Below are 18281 nucleotides of genomic sequence, written 5' to 3'. Positions count from 1 at the left end.
CAGCGCGGCCAGGGCAGCCTCCGCCGTGCCGAGCCGCCCGGCCAGCTCGCGGCACCGCTCGTCGGCGGCGTCCAGCGCTTCCTTCGCGGACCCCGGCGCGCTCCTGAGGGCGTCGAGGACGTCGGACGCCTCCTCCAGTCGGCGCTGCGCGTCCACGCTGCGGGCGACGACCTCCTCCAGCATCTCCCGCCGCGCCGGCTCGTCCTCCGGCCGGGCGTCGTCCAGCTCCTGCCTCAGCCGGAACGCCGCCGCCAGCTCCCCCTCGGCGTGCCGCACCGCCTGCGCGAACGGCTGCGCCGCCCCGGCTCCGGCGAGGGCCGTCGCGGCGGCCAGGTCCTCCCGGCCGGTGCGGACCGCGTCGTCCGCCGCGACCAGCGCGGCCCGGGCCCGGCCGTCCAGCTCCGCGAGCTCCGGCACCGGGACGCCGCCGTGCGGCGTGGTGCGGGTGGCGGCGCGCCGCCGCCGCGTCAGGAACGTGTACGCCGCGACCGCGACCACCGCGGCCAGCAGCGCCAGCGGGAGCACCAGGTCAGCACCCGACGTGCCCACGTCGTCCTGCTGCCGCGCGTACCCGTCCGCGGCGGCGGGCCCGGACAGCCACCACGCCACCACCAGCACCCCGGCGGGCAGGGCCCCGAACCCCCGGGTGGGTCGTCGCCTCACACCAGCGAGGCTAAGCCGACCCCCCGCCGCCCGCGACCGGACGACGGTCCCCGGAGCACCCGCCGAACCGCCCTCCGGGGCCGCACCGTCGGGGCCTTGCGCGGCCCGCACACGGGAGCGGCCCACAGGTGTCCAGGGAGCCGCCAGGAGCGGCGAGGGGATCCGGCCCCCGGTCGCGCGGGAGGTGCGTACGAGCGGTCCACCGCGCGCCCCTTCGGCGGGATCGGCGTGCCGTCGGCGGCCCCTCCGGGGCACACCGTGGTGCAGCACCTCGTGATCCCGCAGCAGCCCGGCCCGCGCCCGGTCCGGGCGGTACGGCGCCGGTCCGGGCCGCTGCGGGTCGGGTGGTCCCTCCTGCGGCGCGACCCCGGGCGCTGACGCCGGCGTCACGGAGAGCGGCGGTCCCGGTGGCCGGTGCCCTCGTCTTCCGTGCCCCGCCGTCCGGACGCGCCGTACGGGGCGTCGGGCGCGGCGGCCAGGGCCTCCGGGCGGCCCGGCGCGACCGCGGGCGACTGTCTCTCCTGCGGCGCCTGCTCACGCGCGAGGTCCCTTTCGAGCTGTCCGACCGAGCGGACCAGTTCGTCGAGGCAGCGCTTGACGGCGTTCACATCGTCCTGAAGCGACATGTCCTGCCCTCACTTCCGTGTGGTGCGGGCGGCCGGCACGCGCGGGCAAGTGTCGCGTGCCCGTCCCGGTTCGGGAAGCCGCGTGCACGGTTCCACTCTGCCGCCCTCGCGCCCGCACGGCTTCCGGGCGCGTTGGGCCGCACGGGTGGGGTTCGCGGGCCGCGCCGCCGTGTCGCCCGGGAGGCGGCGGCGCAGTCGTCTTCAGTAGAGGGGCAATAGGTGTGATCATCTCCAAATTCGTGACCTTTGCACCTTCTCCTTGAATCCCCCTGAAGATCCTCAACCCGGACGAAGAGGTATCCGTCATGTTCCAGGTCCGCGCCCGCGCCCGCGCAACCCGGACCGCCGCGCTCCTCACGAGCGGGGTGCTCGCCGTCTCCGTCCTCGCCGGCTGCGGCTCGGGGGGCGACGAGGAGAACCGCTCCCGGGCCGTACCCGTGGACATCGCGCCCGCCGACCGTTCCCGGACCGCCGACGGCGGCTCCCTGCGCTGGGCCGTCGACGCCCTGCCCACCACCCTCAACGCCTTCCAGGCCGACGCCGACGCCGCCACGGCCCGCGTCGTGGGAGCCGTGCTGCCGGCCCTCTTCACCCTCGACGACCGCGGCCGGCCCCGGATGAACCCGGACTACCTGGAGTCGGCGGAGATCGTCGAACGCGAACCCCAGCAGGTCGTCCTCTACAAGCTCCACCAGGAAGCCGTGTGGAGCGACGGCCGTGAGATCGGCGCCCCCGACTTCGTCGCCCAGTGGCGGGCCCTGAGCGGCAAGGACAGCGCCTACTGGACCGCGCGCAACGCCGGCTACGAGCGCATCCAGAAGATCGAACGCGGCGCCTCCGACCTGGAGGTCCGGGTCACCTTCAGCAAGCCGTACACCGACTGGGAAGCGCTGTTCACCCCGCTCTACCCGAAAGAGGTGATGGGCTCGCCGGACGCCTTCAACGACGGCGCCCGCACCAAGCTCACCCAGACCGCGGGCCCCTTCCGCCTCAAGACCGTCGACACCAAGACCGGCACGGCCACGCTCGACCGCAACCCGCGCTGGTGGGGGAAGGTCGCCAAGCTCGACACGCTGGTCCTGCGCGCCGTCCCCCGGAAGGACCGCGCCGCCGCGCTCGCCGGCGGCAGCCTCGACGTCGCCGAGGTCGAGCCGTCCACCGCCGACCGCATCACCCGGGCCGCCCGCCAGGGCGGCGCCGACCAGGGCGGCCCCCTGAGCCACGGGCCCGGCGCGCAGGTCACCGCCGCCGACGCCATCCGCTCCTGGGCGCTCGCGTACGGCTCCGACAAGGCCAAGGCCGCCGAGGAGCGCGCCGCCCGCAAGGCCGCGCAGGAGGCGGCCGCCGCGTACGCCGCCGAGCAGGCCGGACTGCGCCGCTACACCGTCCGCAAGACCCTGGAGCCCGCCTACACCCAGCTCGCCCTGAACGGCGAGACCGGACCGCTCGCCGACGAGCGGGTGCGCCGCGCCGTCGCCCGCGCCCTGGACCGCCGGGAACTGGCCGAGACGGTGCTCGGCCCGCTGGGGCTGCCCGCGCAGCCGGTCGGCTCCCACCTGGCGCTCGCGGGGCAGGACGCCTACGCCGACAGCAGCGGCGCCCTCGGCAGCCAGGACACGCAGGAGGCCCTGGCCCTGCTGGCCGACGCCGGCTGGACCAAGGCGGGGGCGCGCGCGACCGCCACCCCCGAGGACGGCACGAAGGCGGGCGCCGAAGCCTCCAAGGCCCCGGCCTCCGCCTCGCCCTCCCCGTCGGGCGGCTCACCCGCCGCCGGGGCCAGGGCGGCGGACCGGGCCTCCGACGAGGGCCTGTACATCGTGGGCGACGACAAGGGCGGCGCCCGCACGGTCCGGGCGGACAGCGCGCCCGGCACACACGTCCTGGCGCCCGCGCCGGCGCCGGCCGTGCACAGCGCCCTGCTGCGGCAGGCCCGCGCCCTCACCGAAGCGCTCGCCGACGCGAAGCCGGCCGCCGGCACCGACGGGGCCGCCGCGGAGGACGGCGCCGCCGGCGACCGCTCCGACGCCCAGGGCGGTGCCCCGGGCGCGTACGCCCCCCGGGGCACCGCCGCGGCCCCCGCTCCCGCGCCCGACAAGGCCGCCGCGGGCCCGCTCGGGAAGGACGGTCAGCCGCTCAGCCTCCGCTTCGTCCTGCCCTCCGGCCCCGGCTCCGAGGCCCTGCGCACCGTCGGCGACAAGATCGTCGGGATGCTGGACCGCATCGGCATCCGCACCGAGATCGTGAAGGTGTCCGACGACAGCTTCTTCAAGGACCACATCGCCTCCGGCGACTACGACCTGGCCCTCTACTCGTGGCCCGGCACCGCCTACCCGGCCACCGACGGACGCCCGATCTTCGCCAAGCCGGAGCCCGCGACGGACGGCTCCCTGCTGGTGGAGCAGAACTACACCCGGGTCGGCACGGACCACATCGACCAGCTCTTCGAGCAGGCGGCCGCGGAGCTGGACGAGAAGGCGTCCCGGGACCTCGTGCGGCAGGCCGACGCCCGCATCTGGGCTGCCGCCGGGTCGATCCCGCTCTACCAGCGACCGCAGCTCGTGGCGGTGAGGAAGACCGTGGTGAACGCCGGCGCCTTCGGCTTCCTGACCCCGCGCTACGAGGACATCGGCTTCCGCGCCCCGGAGAAGGGCCCGGAGGGGAGCCCGGGGGCGAGCCCGGAGAAGAGCCCTGGGGCGAGCGCCGGGGCGCAGGGCGAGGAGAGCGCCGAGAAGGCCGGTGAGAAGAGCACCGAGGCGAGCCCGGGGAAGAGCCCGGACAAGAGCACCGAGGCGAGCCCGGGGAAGAGCCCGGAGAAGAGCGCCGCGAAGGCCGCTGACGAAGCCGCCGACAAGACCGGCGACAAGACCGGCGAGAAGGCCGCCGACGAGGCCGCCGAGGAGAGCTCCGAGTAGCGCGCGGAGCGTGGCCGAGGCCGCCGCCCCGACCGGGGTCGGCCCGGTCCCACCGATTCCCCACCGTGCCCGCCGGCTCCCCCGGCGGGCACGGCGGTGTTCCGGAACCAGTCGTTCCGCGGCCGTCGGGGCTTCGGAGGGCGGTCCGGACGGCGGGCGCGATCCCGCCCGGGAGGCCGACCACCCGGCCGCCCCGTACCATGGGACACAGCCGTGGCGCATCCGCCCGGCGGGCGTACTGAGGAAAACGAGACGCCGCACCCACGATCCGAGAGAAGCGCCAGCCACTCATGCCCACGCGCCACGACATCCGTAACGTCGCCATCGTCGCCCACGTCGACCACGGCAAGACGACCATCGTCGACGCCATGCTGAAGCAGGCGGGAGCCTTCGCCGCCCACCAGCTCGACTCCGTCGACGACCGCGTCATGGACTCGAACGACCTGGAGCGTGAGAAGGGCATCACGATCCTCGCCAAGAACACGGCGGTGAAGTACCACCCCAAGGACGGCGGGGCCCCGATCACCATCAACATCATCGACACCCCCGGCCACGCCGACTTCGGCGGCGAGGTCGAGCGCGGCCTGTCGATGGTCGACGGCGTCGTGCTGCTCGTGGACGCGTCCGAGGGCCCGCTCCCGCAGACCCGCTTCGTGCTCCGCAAGGCCCTCCAGCGGCGGATGCCGGTCATCCTGTGCATCAACAAGACGGACCGCCCCGACGCCCGCATCGACGAGGTCGTCAACGAGACGTACGACCTCTTCCTGGACCTCGACGCGGACGAGGACCAGATCGAGTTCCCGATCGTCTACGCCTGCGGCCGCGACGGCGTCGCCTCGCTGACCAAGCCGGACGACGGCACGGTCCCCGCGGACTCCGACAACCTGGAGCCGTTCTTCTCCACGATCCTGGAGCACATCCCGGCGCCCGTGTACGACGGCGACGCCGCGCTCCAGGCCCACGTCACCAACCTCGACGCCGACAACTTCCTCGGCCGCATCGCCCTCCTGCGCGTCATGCAGGGCGAGCTGAAGAAGGGTCAGACCGTCGCGTGGATGAAGCGCGACGGCTCGGTGCAGAACGTCCGCATCTCCGAGCTGATGATGACCGAGGCGCTGACCCGCAAGCCGGCCGAGAAGGCGGGCCCGGGCGACATCTGCGCCGTCGCCGGCATCCCGGACATCATGATCGGTGAGACGCTGGCGGACCCGGAGAACCCGGTCGCGCTGCCGCTGATCACGGTCGACGAGCCGGCGATCTCGATGACGATCGGTACGAACACCTCGCCGCTGGTCGGCCGGGGCGGCACCGGCAAGGGGGCCGACGCCAAGGCCGCCGTCAAGGACCGCAAGGTCACCGCCCGCCAGGTGAAGGACCGCCTGGACCGCGAGCTCATCGGCAACGTCTCGCTCCGCGTCCTGGAGACCGACCGCCCCGACGCCTGGGAGGTGCAGGGCCGCGGCGAGCTGGCGCTGGCCATCCTCGTCGAGACGATGCGCCGGGAAGGCTTCGAGCTGACCATCGGCAAGCCGCAGGTGGTCACCAAGGACGTCGACGGCAAGGTCTACGAGCCGGTCGAGCGCATGACGATCGACGTGCCCGAGGAGCACATGGGCGCGGTCACGCAGCTCATGGGCGTCCGCAAGGGCCGCATGGACAACATGTCGAACCACGGCTCCGGCTGGGTCCGCATGGAGTTCGTCGTCCCGTCCCGCGGCCTCATCGGCTTCCGCACGGAGTTCCTGACGCAGACCCGCGGCACCGGCATCGCCCACTCCATCCACGAGGGCCACGAGCCGTGGTTCGGTCAGCTGACCACCCGGAACAACGGCTCCCTGGTCGCCGACCGGTCCGGCGCCGTCACCGCGTTCGCGATGACCAACCTCCAGGAGCGCGGCGTCCTCTTCGTCGAGCCGGGCACCGAGGTGTACGAGGGCATGATCGTCGGCGAGAACTCCCGCTCCGACGACATGGACGTCAACATCACCAAGGAGAAGAAGCTCACCAACATGCGGTCCTCGACGGCCGACGTCTCCGAGTCGATCGTCCCGCCGCGCAAGCTGTCGCTGGAGCAGTCGCTGGAGTTCTGCCGCGACGACGAGTGCGTCGAGGTGACCCCGGAGGCCGTCCGCATCCGCAAGGTCAACCTGGACCAGCGCGAGCGCGCCCGCGCCGCCTCCCGCGCCAAGCACGGCTGACCCGCCGGAACGCATAGGCCCCCCCGCCGTGGGACGGCGGGGGGCCCTGCGCGTTGCCGGCCGCGGCCGGACCGCGGGGGGCGCCAAGAGGGCGGCGCTTCGGCCGGCCGGCGGGGCCGCCACCGTACGGGCCGCGGGCCCGCGGCGGCACGGGTGCCCCCGGTGGCGTAGGGCCCGGTCCGGGGGCCGGCGGGGCACAGTGGTAGCCGGCCGGGAACGGCCGTCGCGCAGTCCCGGGTGAGCGGCTCAACTGCCCTTTTCCTGCTGCCCGTCGGCACGGCATCTGTGGCTCGCTGGTCGACGGCCCGCCACCCGGCGGCCGTTGCCGGCGACTTCCCCGCCGTACGCTGCGGCGGCGTGCGGTGAGCTGCGTCACCCCTGCGCCCCTTTCACCTTTCACCCGCTCGCGCCTCGGGCCTGCTGTCCGCTGGCCTGCCAGCGGCCCACCCGCCGCCTGTCACCGAGGGCTCCCGCGCCCGCGAGCCTCCTCGGGGCGTTGCGGCCGACAGGTCGACGCGGCCCGCCCGGCGGCCTCGCAAGGCGACGGGGGTGTCCTCGGGTGGATTCGGGGGGATTCGCCCGCTGTCGGGCGCCGCTCGTTTCGGCGGTCGTACGGGCTCGCGGGGGAGCGGCGGACTGCTGCCGCGGTCGGGGGCCGCGTCGACCGCGGAGGGGCGACGGCGGCCACCGGCTCGGGTCCCCGGCTGCCGGCCGCAGCGGCACTCGTCCGCGTGGTGCAGCGCCCGCTACGGGGGGCTCTCCGGCCGAGGGTCGGACGGGTCGGGGCGTCATTCTCGCTTCGGGCACGGTGGCTTGGGAAGCGTTTTGAGGATCATCTGAGCTTCGCCGTGGGCGACGGACGGTCAAGCCGATTTCGTACCCCGAGCGTCCGTCTACCGGACGGTGATCACCGAAACATGTGTTAACAGTCCGTTTCGCGGGTGTCTGTCTATGATCGTTTTGTCCGGATTTCGGTCACGCGAAGCCGGGTGATGTTGTCAAAACGAGACCCTTTAAGTGTGGTTTACGGACCCGTCGTACTTAATAGTTGGCTCCACTGAGCTCGGGTCAATGGGTCACGCGCTGTGGGGAGCGCGCCGACTCACGAGCACACACAGAGGGCACTGCGCGAACGCCGTCAGGGGTGTCGGTGGGCTGCGTGCGTCCCTCACTTCAGTGACAAGTGACTCATGAGGAGGAACCCATGCGCGGTGCCAAGGGCGCCAAGTGGGTGGCGGGCGCGATCGTCGTCGCCATGGCCGCGACCGCCTGTAGTGGCGGCGGTAACGATGGTGGCGACAAGGGCAAGGACAGCGGCAAGTCCGCGTCCGGTGGCACCTTCCGCCTGGGCAGCACGGAGCCGGACACGATCGACGCGGGCAAGGCCCACGAGTCGACCGGCATCATCGTCTCCAAGGCCCTGTACGCCGGTCTGTTCGAGAACACGCCCGACGGCAAGTCGGAGGCGAAGCTCGCCGAGTCGGCCGTGGCCAACGACGACTGCACCACCTGGACCTTCAAGATCAAGGGTGGCACGAAGTTCTCCAACGGCGAGCCGGTGGACGCCGAGGCGTTCATCCGCGGCTGGAGCCGTGCCGCGTCGAAGGAGCTCGCCTCCGACGTCGCTTACCACCTGTCCGGCATCGACGGCTTCAAGGACGTCCAGGGCGGCAAGGCCGACACCCTGTCCGGCCTGAAGGCCGTGGACCCGAACACCCTCGAGGTCAAGCTCTCCGGCGCCGACTGCGAGTTCGACAAGAAGACGGGCCACACCGTCTACAGCCCGATGCCGAAGGTCGCTCTGACCGACAAGGGCTTCGGCGAGGCCCCCATCGGCAACGGCCCGTTCAAGATGAGCGGCAAGTGGGAGCACAACAAGCAGATCCACCTCGTCCGCAACGACGACTACGGTCTGGAGAAGGCGAAGCTCGACAAGGTCGAGATCACCCTGCTGAACGCCGCCAACGCGCAGGACCTGGAGTACCAGGGCTTCCAGGCGGGCCAGTTCGACTACGCCCACATCCCCACGCCGCACCTCAAGCCCGCCAAGGCGAAGTACGAGCCGCAGGGCAAGTGGTTCGAGAAGGACACCAACGGCGCCAACTACCTCCTGCCGGCGGACGACAAGGGCGACCTCCTCACCAAGGACGCGCGCTGGGCCATCGCCTACGCGATCGACCAGAAGGCCATCGCCGACGGTGTCTTCCAGGGCTTCCAGAAGCCCGCCAGCGCCATCGTGCCGCCGGCTCTCCCGGCCTCGTACCAGAAGGGCCTCTGCGGCGACGCCTGCGAGGGCCAGAACCCCGCGAAGGCCAAGGAGTTCGCCGCCAAGGCGGGCCTGAAGCCGGGCACGCCGATCACCCTCGCCTTCAACACCGGCGCCGGCCACGAGCAGTGGATCCAGGCCGTCGGCAAGCAGCTGGAGGACGTCCTCGGCCTGAAGGTCAAGCTGGACGGCAAGACCTTCCCCGAGCTGCTGGACGCGCAGACCGCGCCGGGTGCCCAGGGCCTGTTCCGCTTCGCGTGGGGTGCCGACTACCCGACGCCGGACAACTACCTGTACCCGCTGCTCCACACCGACTCGATCAACAAGGACGAGAGCGGCAAGGTCATCGGTGACAACCGTGTCCGCTACAGCAACCCCGAGTTCGACAAGCTGGTGAGCCAGGCCCGTGCCCTGAAGGACGAGGCCCAGCGGATCGAGCTGTACAAGAAGGCCGAGAAGATCGCCATGGACGACATGGCGCTCATCCCGATGTTCGACCGGACCCAGTACCGCCTCATGGCGACCGACAAGTTCAACGGTCTGGACGACATCGACTTCGGCGAGGACCCGATCCTCGAGAACATCTCGCTGAAGAAGTAACCCCGTAGGGGCGGTGGGGCGCACCCACCGCACCAGCGAAGGCCGCGGAGTGCCGGGACGGCACTGGTACTCCGCGGCTTTTCGGCCGAAGTACACCGATTCCGGCGGGCTCCACAGCGCCCGCCGCTCCACACCCGTACCGCAATCCGGCAGCGGGGTCGGCCGCTCTCCCCCGTCCGGAGCGGCCGTGAAGAGAGGCACGTCATGGGAAGGTATGTCGCCCGACGCCTAGGGCAGATGGTCATCGTCCTCATAGGCGCGACCATGATCCTGTTCGCCTGTCTGTTCGTCTTCCCGAGCGACCCGGTGGGGTCCCTGGCAGGCAGCGACAAGGCGCGTGATCCCGCGGTCATCGCGGAACTCCACGAGCGTTACGGACTCGACAAGCCGATTTACGAGCAGTACGCCAACTACGTGGGCCGGCTCGTCACCGGCGACATGGGCGAGGACTACGTCCAGCGCCGCCCGGTCTCCGAGATCCTCGGCCCGAAGCTCGGCAACACCGCTCAGCTGGCCGTCGCGGCGATCATCATCGACGTCGGCCTCGGCATCGTCGTGGGCCTGATCGCGGCCTTGTACAGATACAGCGTCTGGGACATGCTGACGACCTTCGTCACCACGCTGATCATCGGCTTCCCGACCTTCATCACCGCCTTCCTCCTACTGAAGGTGTTCGTACTGGAGCTGGAATGGTTCCCCTTGTTCAGCCAGGGGGACCTCCAGTCACTGATCCTGCCCGCGTTCACGCTGGCCATCCTCGACGCGGCCCTCGTGGCCCGGCTGATGCGCGGCACCATGCTCGAGGTGCTGCGCGCCGACTACGTCAAGACCGCCGTCGCCAAGGGCCTGCCGCGCCGCGCCGTGCTCTTCAAGCACGTGCTGCGCAACTCCGTCATCCCCGTGGTGACCTACCTCGGCATCTCCTTCGGCGCCCTCATGGGCGGTGCCCTCATCACCGAGACGATGTACAACTGGGACGGCGTCGGCCTGGCCCTCGTGACGGCCATCCAGGCGCAGAACAACCCCGTCGTCATCGGTGTGGTGACCTACAGCGTTGCGATCTTCGTGATTCTCAACCTGATCGTCGACCTGTTGTACGCGGCACTCGACCCGCGCATCCGCTACGAGTGACCGGCGCCCTGAGGACGGAGGAAGTTCCATGACGGAAACCACCAAGACCGAAGCGGCGCCCGCGGGCGCCGCCGCAGAACCCGCCACCACCGCCAACGGCGAGGCGGCCATCCCCAAGATCACGCAGTGGAGCGAGATCCGCTACCGCTTCATGCAGAACAAGCTGGCGGTCGCCGGCCTGGCCATCGTGGTCGTGATGTTCCTGCTCGCGATATTCGGGCCGTACATCACACCGCACGACCCTTACCACCAGGACCTGCTGAAGCCCCTGCAGAAGCCGTCCGCCGAGCACTGGTTCGGCACCGACGACCTGGGCCGCGACCTGTTCTCCCGGGTGCTGGCCGGCACCCGCATCGCGATGATCGTGGGCTTCAGCTCGATCGCGCTCACCTGCTTCATCGGCATCGTGCTGGGCGCCCTGGCGGGCTACTTCGGCAAGTTCGTCGACACGCTGATCATGCGTACCGCCGACATCTTCTTCGCCTTCCCGCTGCTCATCGGCGCCATCGTCATCATCCTGGTCGTGGGCCGCGGTGTGCTGCCGGTGGTCCTCTCGCTGGCGCTGTTCTCCTGGGCCACCGTGGCCCGGCTGCTGCGCAGTTCGATCCTCTCGGTACGCGAGATGGACTACGTCAACGCGGCCCGCGCCCTGGGCGCGAGCAACGGCCGCATCATCCGCAAGCACATCCTGCCCAACTCGCTGACCGCCGTGATGGTGTACGCCGCCTTCAACATCGGCACCGCCGTCGTCGCCGTGGCCTCGCTGTCCTTCCTGGGCGTCGGCGTGTCCCCGGAGGTGCCGGAGTGGGGCAACATGCTCGCTCTCGGCCGCGGCTTCATCGGCGTGGAGGACCACCTGTGGCTCTTCCCCAGCCTCGCCATCGTGCTGACCGTTCTCGGGTTCGTGTTCGTCGGTGACGGCCTGCGCGACGCCCTCGACCCGAAGCTCCGGTAGGCCCCGGATGCCCGCAGCGAACACGAATCGGCAGGACGAAGGTAGGACGGCATGACGAATGTCGAGAAGACGGCCGCAACCGGCACGTCGACCGCGCGGGACGGCGCCACCCCCGTGCTCGAAGTGGAGAACCTCCACGTGGAGTTCAAGACCCGCGAAGGCGTGGTCAAGGCCGTCAACGGCGTGAACTACAACGTCTCCGCGGGGGAGACCCTCGCCGTGCTCGGCGAGTCCGGCTCCGGCAAGTCCGTGACCGCGCAGGCGATCATGGGCATCCTGGACAGCCCGCCCGGAGAGGTCAGCCAGGGAGCCATCCGGTTCCAGGGCCAGGACATCCTCAAGCTCGGCGACGAGGAGCGGCGCAAGCTCCGCGGCGCCAAGATGGCGATGATCTTCCAGGACGCGCTGTCCTCGCTGAACCCGGTCTTCTCCGTCGGCAACCAGCTCGGCGAGATGTTCCGCGTCCACGAGGGCATGTCCAAGAAGGACGCCAAGGCCAAGGCCATCGAACTGATGGACCTGGTCAAGATCCCGGCGGCGAAGGAACGGGTCAACGACTACCCGCACCAGTTCTCCGGCGGTATGCGCCAGCGCATCATGATCGCCATGGCGATGGCGCTGCGCCCGGACCTGATCATCGCGGACGAGCCCACCACCGCCCTGGACGTGACCGTCCAGGCGCAGGTCATGGACCTGCTCGCGGAGCTCCAGCGCGAGTTCAACATGGCGCTGATCCTGATCACCCACGACCTCGGCGTCGTCGCCGACGTGGCGGACAAGATCGCCGTCATGTACGCCGGCCGGATCGTCGAGCAGGCGCCCGTGCACGAGCTGTACAAGCGGCCCGCGCACCCCTACACCCGGGGTCTGCTGGACTCCATCCCGCGCCTGGACCACAAGGGCCAGGAGCTGTACGCCATCAAGGGCCTGCCGCCCAACCTGCTGCGCGCGCCGGCCGGCTGCGCCTTCAACCCGCGCTGCGACCGGGCGCAGGACATCTGCCGCACGGACCTGCCGGCGCTGCACCAGGTGACCGAGCGGGACGGCGCCGAGATGCCGGGCCGCGCGAGCGCCTGCCACTTCTGGAAGGAGACGATCCATGGCTGAGCTGGCCAAGAAGGACGAGGCCGTGGCCGTCCAGGACCGGGGTGAGCCGATCCTCCAGGTGCGCAACCTCGTCAAGCACTTCCCCCTGACCCAGGGCGTCCTGTTCAAGAAGCAGATCGGCGCGGTCAAGGCCGTCGACGGGGTCGACTTCGAGCTGTACAAGGGCGAGACCTTGGGCATCGTCGGCGAGTCCGGCTGCGGCAAGTCGACCGTCGCCAAGCTGCTGATGCTGCTGGAGACGCCGACGTCCGGCGAGATCCTGTACAAGGGCGAGGACATCACCCGGCTGTCCGGAAGGGCGCTGAAGGAGGTCCGCCGCAACATCCAGATGGTGTTCCAGGACCCCTACACGTCCCTGAACCCCCGGATGACCGTCGGCGACATCATCGGCGAGACCTTCGAGATCCACCCCGAGGTGGCCCCGAAGGGCGACCGCCGCCGCAAGGTCCAGGAGCTGCTGGACGTCGTCGGTCTGAACCCGGAGTACATCAACCGGTACCCGCACCAGTTCTCCGGCGGTCAGCGCCAGCGCATCGGCATCGCACGCGGCCTGGCGCTCAACCCGGAGATCATCATCTGCGACGAGCCGGTGTCCGCGCTGGACGTGTCGGTCCAGGCGCAGGTCATCAACCTGATGGAGAAGCTGCAGGACGAGTACGACCTGTCCTACATCTTCATCGCGCACGACCTGTCGATCGTCCGGCACATCTCCGACCGCGTCGGCGTGATGTACCTGGGCCGCATGGCCGAGGTCGGTACGGACGCGCAGATCTACGACCACCCGACGCACCCCTACACTCAGGCGCTGCTGTCGGCCGTGCCCGTCCCGGACCCGGAGGCCCGCGAGGGCCGCGAACGGATCATCCTCACCGGTGATGTCCCGTCGCCGGCGAACCCGCCGTCCGGCTGCCGCTTCCGCACCCGCTGCTGGAAGGCGCAGGACAAGTGCGCGCAGGAGACGCCGCTGCTGGCGATCCCCGAGCGCTTCGCGGACACGGACTCCCTCGCGGCGCACCCCTCGGCGTGCCACTTCGCCGAGGAGAAGGACGTGATCCACGCGGCCTGACCGCCCACGCCGCACCCGGTGCCCGGACCTCCCCGCGGAGGTCCGGGCACCGGGCTTTCCGGCGACCGGTCCGGCCTGTGTGCCGTCTCTTCCTCCGGGGCCCGCAGTGGGCACCGCCTTCCGGCCCCGCCCACCCGTACGGCAGGTTTGGCGGGGCCACACGTCACCGGATGGGTGCCGCCGAGGTGCGGGCCCACATCGCGCGCGGTGTATTGGGGCGCAGTCGACACCGACCGTCCCCCTCCAGGAGGCATCCCATGCGCGGAGCCAGGCACGCCAAGTGGGCCGCATGCGCCGTGGCCGTCGTCCTCGCGGCGACCGGCTGCGGCGGAGGCAACGGCAGCGGCAGCGGCGAGGGGGTCCTGAGCTCTTCGTGGGGTGATCCGCAGAACCCCCTGGAGCCCGCCAACACCAACGAGGTGCAGGGCGGCAAGGTCCTCGACATGATCTTCCGGGGCCTCAAGCAGTACGATCCGGACACCGGTGCCGCCGAGAACATGGTCGCCGAGAGCATCGAGACGACCGACTCGCAGAACTTCACCGTCACCCTCAAGGACGGCTGGACCTTCAGCAACGGCGAGAAGGTGACGGCGAAGTCCTTCGTCGACGCTTGGAACTACGCCGCGAACGTCGAGAACCGGCAGGCCAACGCGCCCTTCTTCAGCGACATCGTCGGCTACGACGACGTGCACCCCGAGTCCGGTGCGCCCCGGGCCGAGACGATGAGCGGACTCGTCGTGAAGGACGACCGCACCTTCACCGTCGCCCTGAAGGACAAGTTCTCCACCTGGCCCGACACGCTCGGCTACAACGCGTTCATGCCGCTGCCGCAGGCGTTCTTCGACGACAAGGCCGCCTGGCTGAACCAGCCCGTCGGCAACGGCCCGTACCTGGTGGAGTCGTACGACAAGGGAAGCGTGATGCGGCTGCGCCGCTGGGACGGCTACAACGGGCCCGACAAGGCGCAGAACGCGGGTGTCGACCTGCGGGTGTACACCGACAACAACACCGCCTACACGGACCTGCTGTCCGGGAACCTCGACCTCGTCGACGACGTGCCCGCGCAGCAGCTGAAGAACGTCGAGAACGACCTCGGCGACCGCTACATCAACCAGCCGGCGCTGATCATCCAGACGGTCGTCTTCCCCTTCTACCGGTCGGAGTGGACCAAGCCCGGCATGGAGAAGGTCCGCCTCGGCATCTCCAAGGCGATCAACCGCGAGGAGATCACCCAGCAGATCTTCCAGAACACCCGCACCCCCGCGCAGGACTGGACGTCCCCGGCCCTCGGCGAGGAGGGCGGCTACGCCGACATCTGCGGCGACGCCTGCGAGTACGACCCCGACGAGGCCAAGCGGCTCATCGAGGAGGGCGGCGGCCTGCCCGGCGGCCGCATGACGCTCACGTCCAACGTGGACACCGGCTCCCACCGCCAGTGGATGGACGCCGTCTGCAACAGCATCAACAACGTCCTCGACCAGGGCACGGTCTGCACCGTCAACCCCGTCGGCACCTTCGCGGACTTCCGCAACCAGGTCACCACCGACAAGATGACGGGGCCGTACCGCTCCGGCTGGCAGGCCGACTACCCGCTCATCCAGAACTTCCTCCAGCCGCTCTACTACACCGGGGCGTCCTCCAACAACGGCAAGTTCTCCAGCGAGCAGTTCGACTCCCTCGTGGACCAGGCCAACGCCGCGACCGACCAGTCCCGCGCCATCGAGCTGTTCCAGGACGCCGAGCGGGTCCTCGCCGAGCAGATGCCCGCCATCCCGCTCTGGTACCAGAGCGGCAGCGCCGGCTACAGCGAGCGCCTCTCCGATGTGAAGCTCAACCAGTTCAGCGTCCCGGTCTACCGCCAGATCAAGGTCGGCTGAGCGGGCGCCGGCCATGGGACGCTACGTCATCCGGCGGCTGCTCCAGATGGTCCCCGTCTTCATCGGGACCACCCTCCTCATCTTCCTCATGGTGTACGCCCTGGGGGACCCCGTCGCCGCGCTCTTCGGAGACAAGGCCCCCGACCCCGCCACCGCCGCGCGCATCCGTGAGGACCTCCACCTCGACGAGCCCCTGTGGAAGCAGTACCTGCTCTACATGGGCGCCATCTTCCAGGGCGACTTCGGCACCGCGTTCAACGGGCAGCCGGTCCTGGAGCTCATGGCGAGCGCCTTCCCCGTCACGCTGCGCCTGACGATCGTCGCCATCGTGATCGAGATCGTCGTCGGGATCACGCTCGGCGTCGTCAGCGGCCTCAAGCGGGGCCGCCCGCTCGACACGGGGCTGCTGATCCTCACCCTGGTCGTGATCTCCGTCCCCACCTTCGTCTCCGGCTACCTGCTCCAGTACCTGCTGGGCGTGAAGTGGGGCTGGGTGCGGCCCTCGGTGTCGCCCGACGCCCCCTTCGACGAGCTGATCCTGCCCGGCGTCGTGCTGGCGCTGGTGTCCCTCGCGTACGTCACCCGGCTCAGCCGGACCTCCATCGCGGAGAACGTCCGCGCCGACTACGTCCGCACCGCCGTGGCCAAGGGACTGCCGCGCCGCCGGATCATCACCCGCCACCTGCTGCGCAACTCCCTCATCCCCGTCATCACCTTCATCGGCGCCGATGTGGGCGCGCTCATGGGCGGGGCCATCGTCACGGAACGGATCTTCAACATCCACGGCGTCGGCTACCAGCTCTACCAGGGCATCCTGCGCAACAACTCACCCACCGTCGTCGGCTTCGTGACGATCCTCGTGATCGTCTTCCTGCTGGCGAACCTGCTCGTCGACCTGCTGTACGCGGTCCTGGACCCGAGGATCCGCTATGCCTGACCCGCAGACCCCGGACCCGCAGGAACCTGACCGCCAGTCGCCGGACCCTGACCGCCGGCCTCCGGGCCCGCAGGACCCCGACCGCCGGCCCCCGGACCCGCAGGACCCTGACCGCCCGTCCTCGGGCCCGCAGGACCCTGACCGCCAGATGCCGGACCCCGACCGTCGGCCTCCGGGCCCGCAGGACCCCGACCGCCAGATGCCGGACCCCGACCGTCGGCCTCCGGGCCCGCAGGACCCCGACCGCCGGCCTCCGGACGCGCAGGACCCTGACCGCCAGTCGCCGGGCCCGCAGGACCCTGACCGCCGGCCCCCGGACCCGCAGGACCCTGACCGCCCGTCCTCGGGCCCGCAGGACCCTGACCGCCAGATGCCGGACCCTGACCGCCGGCCTCCGGGCCCGCAGGACCCCGACCGCCGGCCCCCGGGCGCGCAGGACCCCGACCGCCCGTCCTCGGGCCCGCAGGACCCTGACCGCCAGACGCCGGACCCTGACCGCCGGCCCCCGGGCCCGCAGGACCCTGACCGCCAGACGCCGGACCCTGACCGCCGGCCCCCGGACCCGCAGGACCCCGACCGCCCGTCCCCGGACCCGCAGGACCCCGACCGCCCGTCCCCGGACCCGCAGGACCCCGACAGCCGGTCCCCGGGCCCGGCGGCCCCGGAGGGCGGGGTGCCCGCCCCGCAGGCCGCCGACGCCGGGTCCCCGCGGCAGCCGCGGTCCCCGGACGACGGGGCACCCGGCCCGTCCGACGAGGCCCCGGGCCACGCCCACCGGCCGCACCGCGGCGGCCGCGTCTCCCGCTCCCACCGTGCGGACGAGCCGCACGCCGGCCCGACCAGCCCCGAACCGCAGGGCCACGACCGGCCGCCGGAGGACCATCCCCACGACCCGGCCGACCCGAAGGACCCGGGCGGCATCGGCGCCCCCGGCAACCCGCACAGCCCCTACGCCCCGTACGACGACCCGCGCGAAGCCATCGCCCCCACCGGCGCCGGCGGCGCCATGGACCTTGCCATGAGCGAAGCGGAGACCCTCGACAAGAGGGAGACCGAGCCCACCACCACCGACGGCGCGGCCCCCGGGCCCGGCGGCAGACCCCGCAGCCTGTGGACCGACGCCTGGCACCAGTTGCGCCGCAACCCCGTCTTCCTCGTCTCGGCGCTCCTCATCGTCTTCCTGGTGCTCATCGCGATCTGGCCGCAGCTCCTCACCAGCACCGACCCCCTCCGCTGCGACCTGTCCAAGTCGCAGCAGGGCGCCGAGCCGGGCCACCCCTTCGGCTTCGACACCCAGGGGTGCGACGTGTACGCCCGAACCGTGCACGGTGCGCGCGCCTCCATCACCGTCGGCATCACCGCCACCCTCGGCGCCGCCCTCCTCGGCAGCCTCCTCGGCGGGCTCGCCGGGTTCTTCGGCGGCTGGTCCGACGCCCTGCTGTCCCGCACCGCCGACATCTTCTTCGGCATCCCCGTGGTGCTGGGCGGACTGGTGTTCCTCTCCGTGGTGACCAGCACCACGGTGTGGCCGGTGGTCGGCTTCATCGTGCTGCTGGGCTGGCCGCAGCTCGCCCGCATCGCCCGCGGCTCCGTCATCACCAGCAAGCAGCACGACTACGTGCAGGCCGCCCGCTCGCTGGGCGCGAGCCCCGCCCGGATCCTGCTGCGGCACGTCGCGCCCAACGCCGTCGCGCCCGTCATCGTCGTCGCGACCATCGCCCTCGGCACCTATATCGCCCTGGAAGCCACCCTGTCGTTCCTCGGCGTGGGCCTGCGCCCGCCGACCGTCTCCTGGGGCATCGACATCTCCAACGCCGCCCCGCAGATCCGCAACGCCCCCCACATGCTGCTGTGGCCCGCCGGCGCCCTCAGCATCACCGTGCTCGCGTTCATCATGCTCGGCGACGCCGTCCGCGACGCCCTCGACCCGAAGCTGAGGTGAG

11 protein-coding genes and 1 pseudogene are annotated in these 18281 nt (G+C 71.3%); 10 read left to right on the top strand and 2 right to left on the bottom strand.

Features of this window, described 5'->3' with window-relative positions:
- A pseudogene (locus tag BJP40_RS10670) lies at positions 1-663 on the bottom strand (TPM domain-containing protein); the annotation flags it as partial.
- 386 nt (positions 664-1049) lie between these two features.
- Positions 1050-1289 carry a hypothetical protein gene (locus tag BJP40_RS10665; protein ID WP_071280165.1) on the bottom strand — a complete coding sequence of 80 codons (240 nt, stop codon included), beginning with the start codon at positions 1287-1289 and terminating at the stop codon, positions 1050-1052.
- A 305-nt stretch (positions 1290-1594) separates the two neighbouring features.
- Between BJP40_RS10665 and BJP40_RS10660 the strand changes: the two genes are divergently transcribed.
- From BJP40_RS10660 to BJP40_RS10615, 10 genes are all read left to right on the top strand, one after another.
- Entirely contained in the window at positions 1595-4201 is a 2607-nt protein-coding gene (locus BJP40_RS10660) for an ABC transporter family substrate-binding protein (protein WP_071280164.1), read from the top strand.
- 290 nt (positions 4202-4491) lie between these two features.
- A complete protein-coding gene (gene typA / locus BJP40_RS10655) occupies positions 4492-6399 on the top strand; it encodes a translational GTPase TypA (RefSeq protein WP_071280163.1) in 1908 nt (635 codons plus the stop codon).
- Between the two features lie 1204 nt (positions 6400-7603).
- Positions 7604-9265, top strand: a complete 1662-nt coding sequence (locus BJP40_RS10650) for an ABC transporter substrate-binding protein (protein ID WP_071280162.1) — start codon at positions 7604-7606, stop codon at positions 9263-9265.
- A 204-nt stretch (positions 9266-9469) separates the two neighbouring features.
- The gene (locus tag BJP40_RS10645) at positions 9470-10396 is read left to right on the top strand and encodes an ABC transporter permease (RefSeq protein WP_071280161.1); all 927 of its coding nucleotides are present in this window, start codon (positions 9470-9472) and stop codon (positions 10394-10396) included.
- A gap of 28 nt (positions 10397-10424) precedes the next feature.
- Positions 10425-11351, top strand: coding sequence for an ABC transporter permease (locus tag BJP40_RS10640; protein ID WP_079171067.1), 927 nt, complete (start codon positions 10425-10427; stop codon positions 11349-11351).
- A gap of 51 nt (positions 11352-11402) precedes the next feature.
- Positions 11403-12458, top strand: coding sequence for an ABC transporter ATP-binding protein (locus BJP40_RS10635; protein WP_071280160.1), 1056 nt, complete (start codon positions 11403-11405; stop codon positions 12456-12458).
- Positions 12451-13524, top strand: coding sequence for an ABC transporter ATP-binding protein (locus BJP40_RS10630; protein WP_071280159.1), 1074 nt, complete (start codon positions 12451-12453; stop codon positions 13522-13524). Before BJP40_RS10635 ends, BJP40_RS10630 begins: the two co-directional genes overlap by 8 nt.
- Before the next feature lie 257 nt (positions 13525-13781).
- Positions 13782-15401 carry an ABC transporter substrate-binding protein gene (locus BJP40_RS10625; protein WP_071280158.1) on the top strand — a complete coding sequence of 540 codons (1620 nt, stop codon included), beginning with the start codon at positions 13782-13784 and terminating at the stop codon, positions 15399-15401.
- Between the two features lie 13 nt (positions 15402-15414).
- Entirely contained in the window at positions 15415-16338 is a 924-nt protein-coding gene (locus BJP40_RS10620) for an ABC transporter permease (protein ID WP_071280157.1), read from the top strand.
- 1006 nt (positions 16339-17344) lie between these two features.
- A complete protein-coding gene (locus BJP40_RS10615) occupies positions 17345-18280 on the top strand; it encodes an ABC transporter permease (protein WP_226962879.1) in 936 nt (311 codons plus the stop codon).
- Position 18281: the final 1 nt, after the last annotated feature.

It is taken from the genome of Streptomyces sp. CC53 (genome assembly GCF_001865245.1).
Lineage (GTDB): Bacteria > Actinomycetota > Actinomycetes > Streptomycetales > Streptomycetaceae > Streptomyces.
This window is presented reverse-complemented; position numbering and strand designations above follow the sequence as displayed.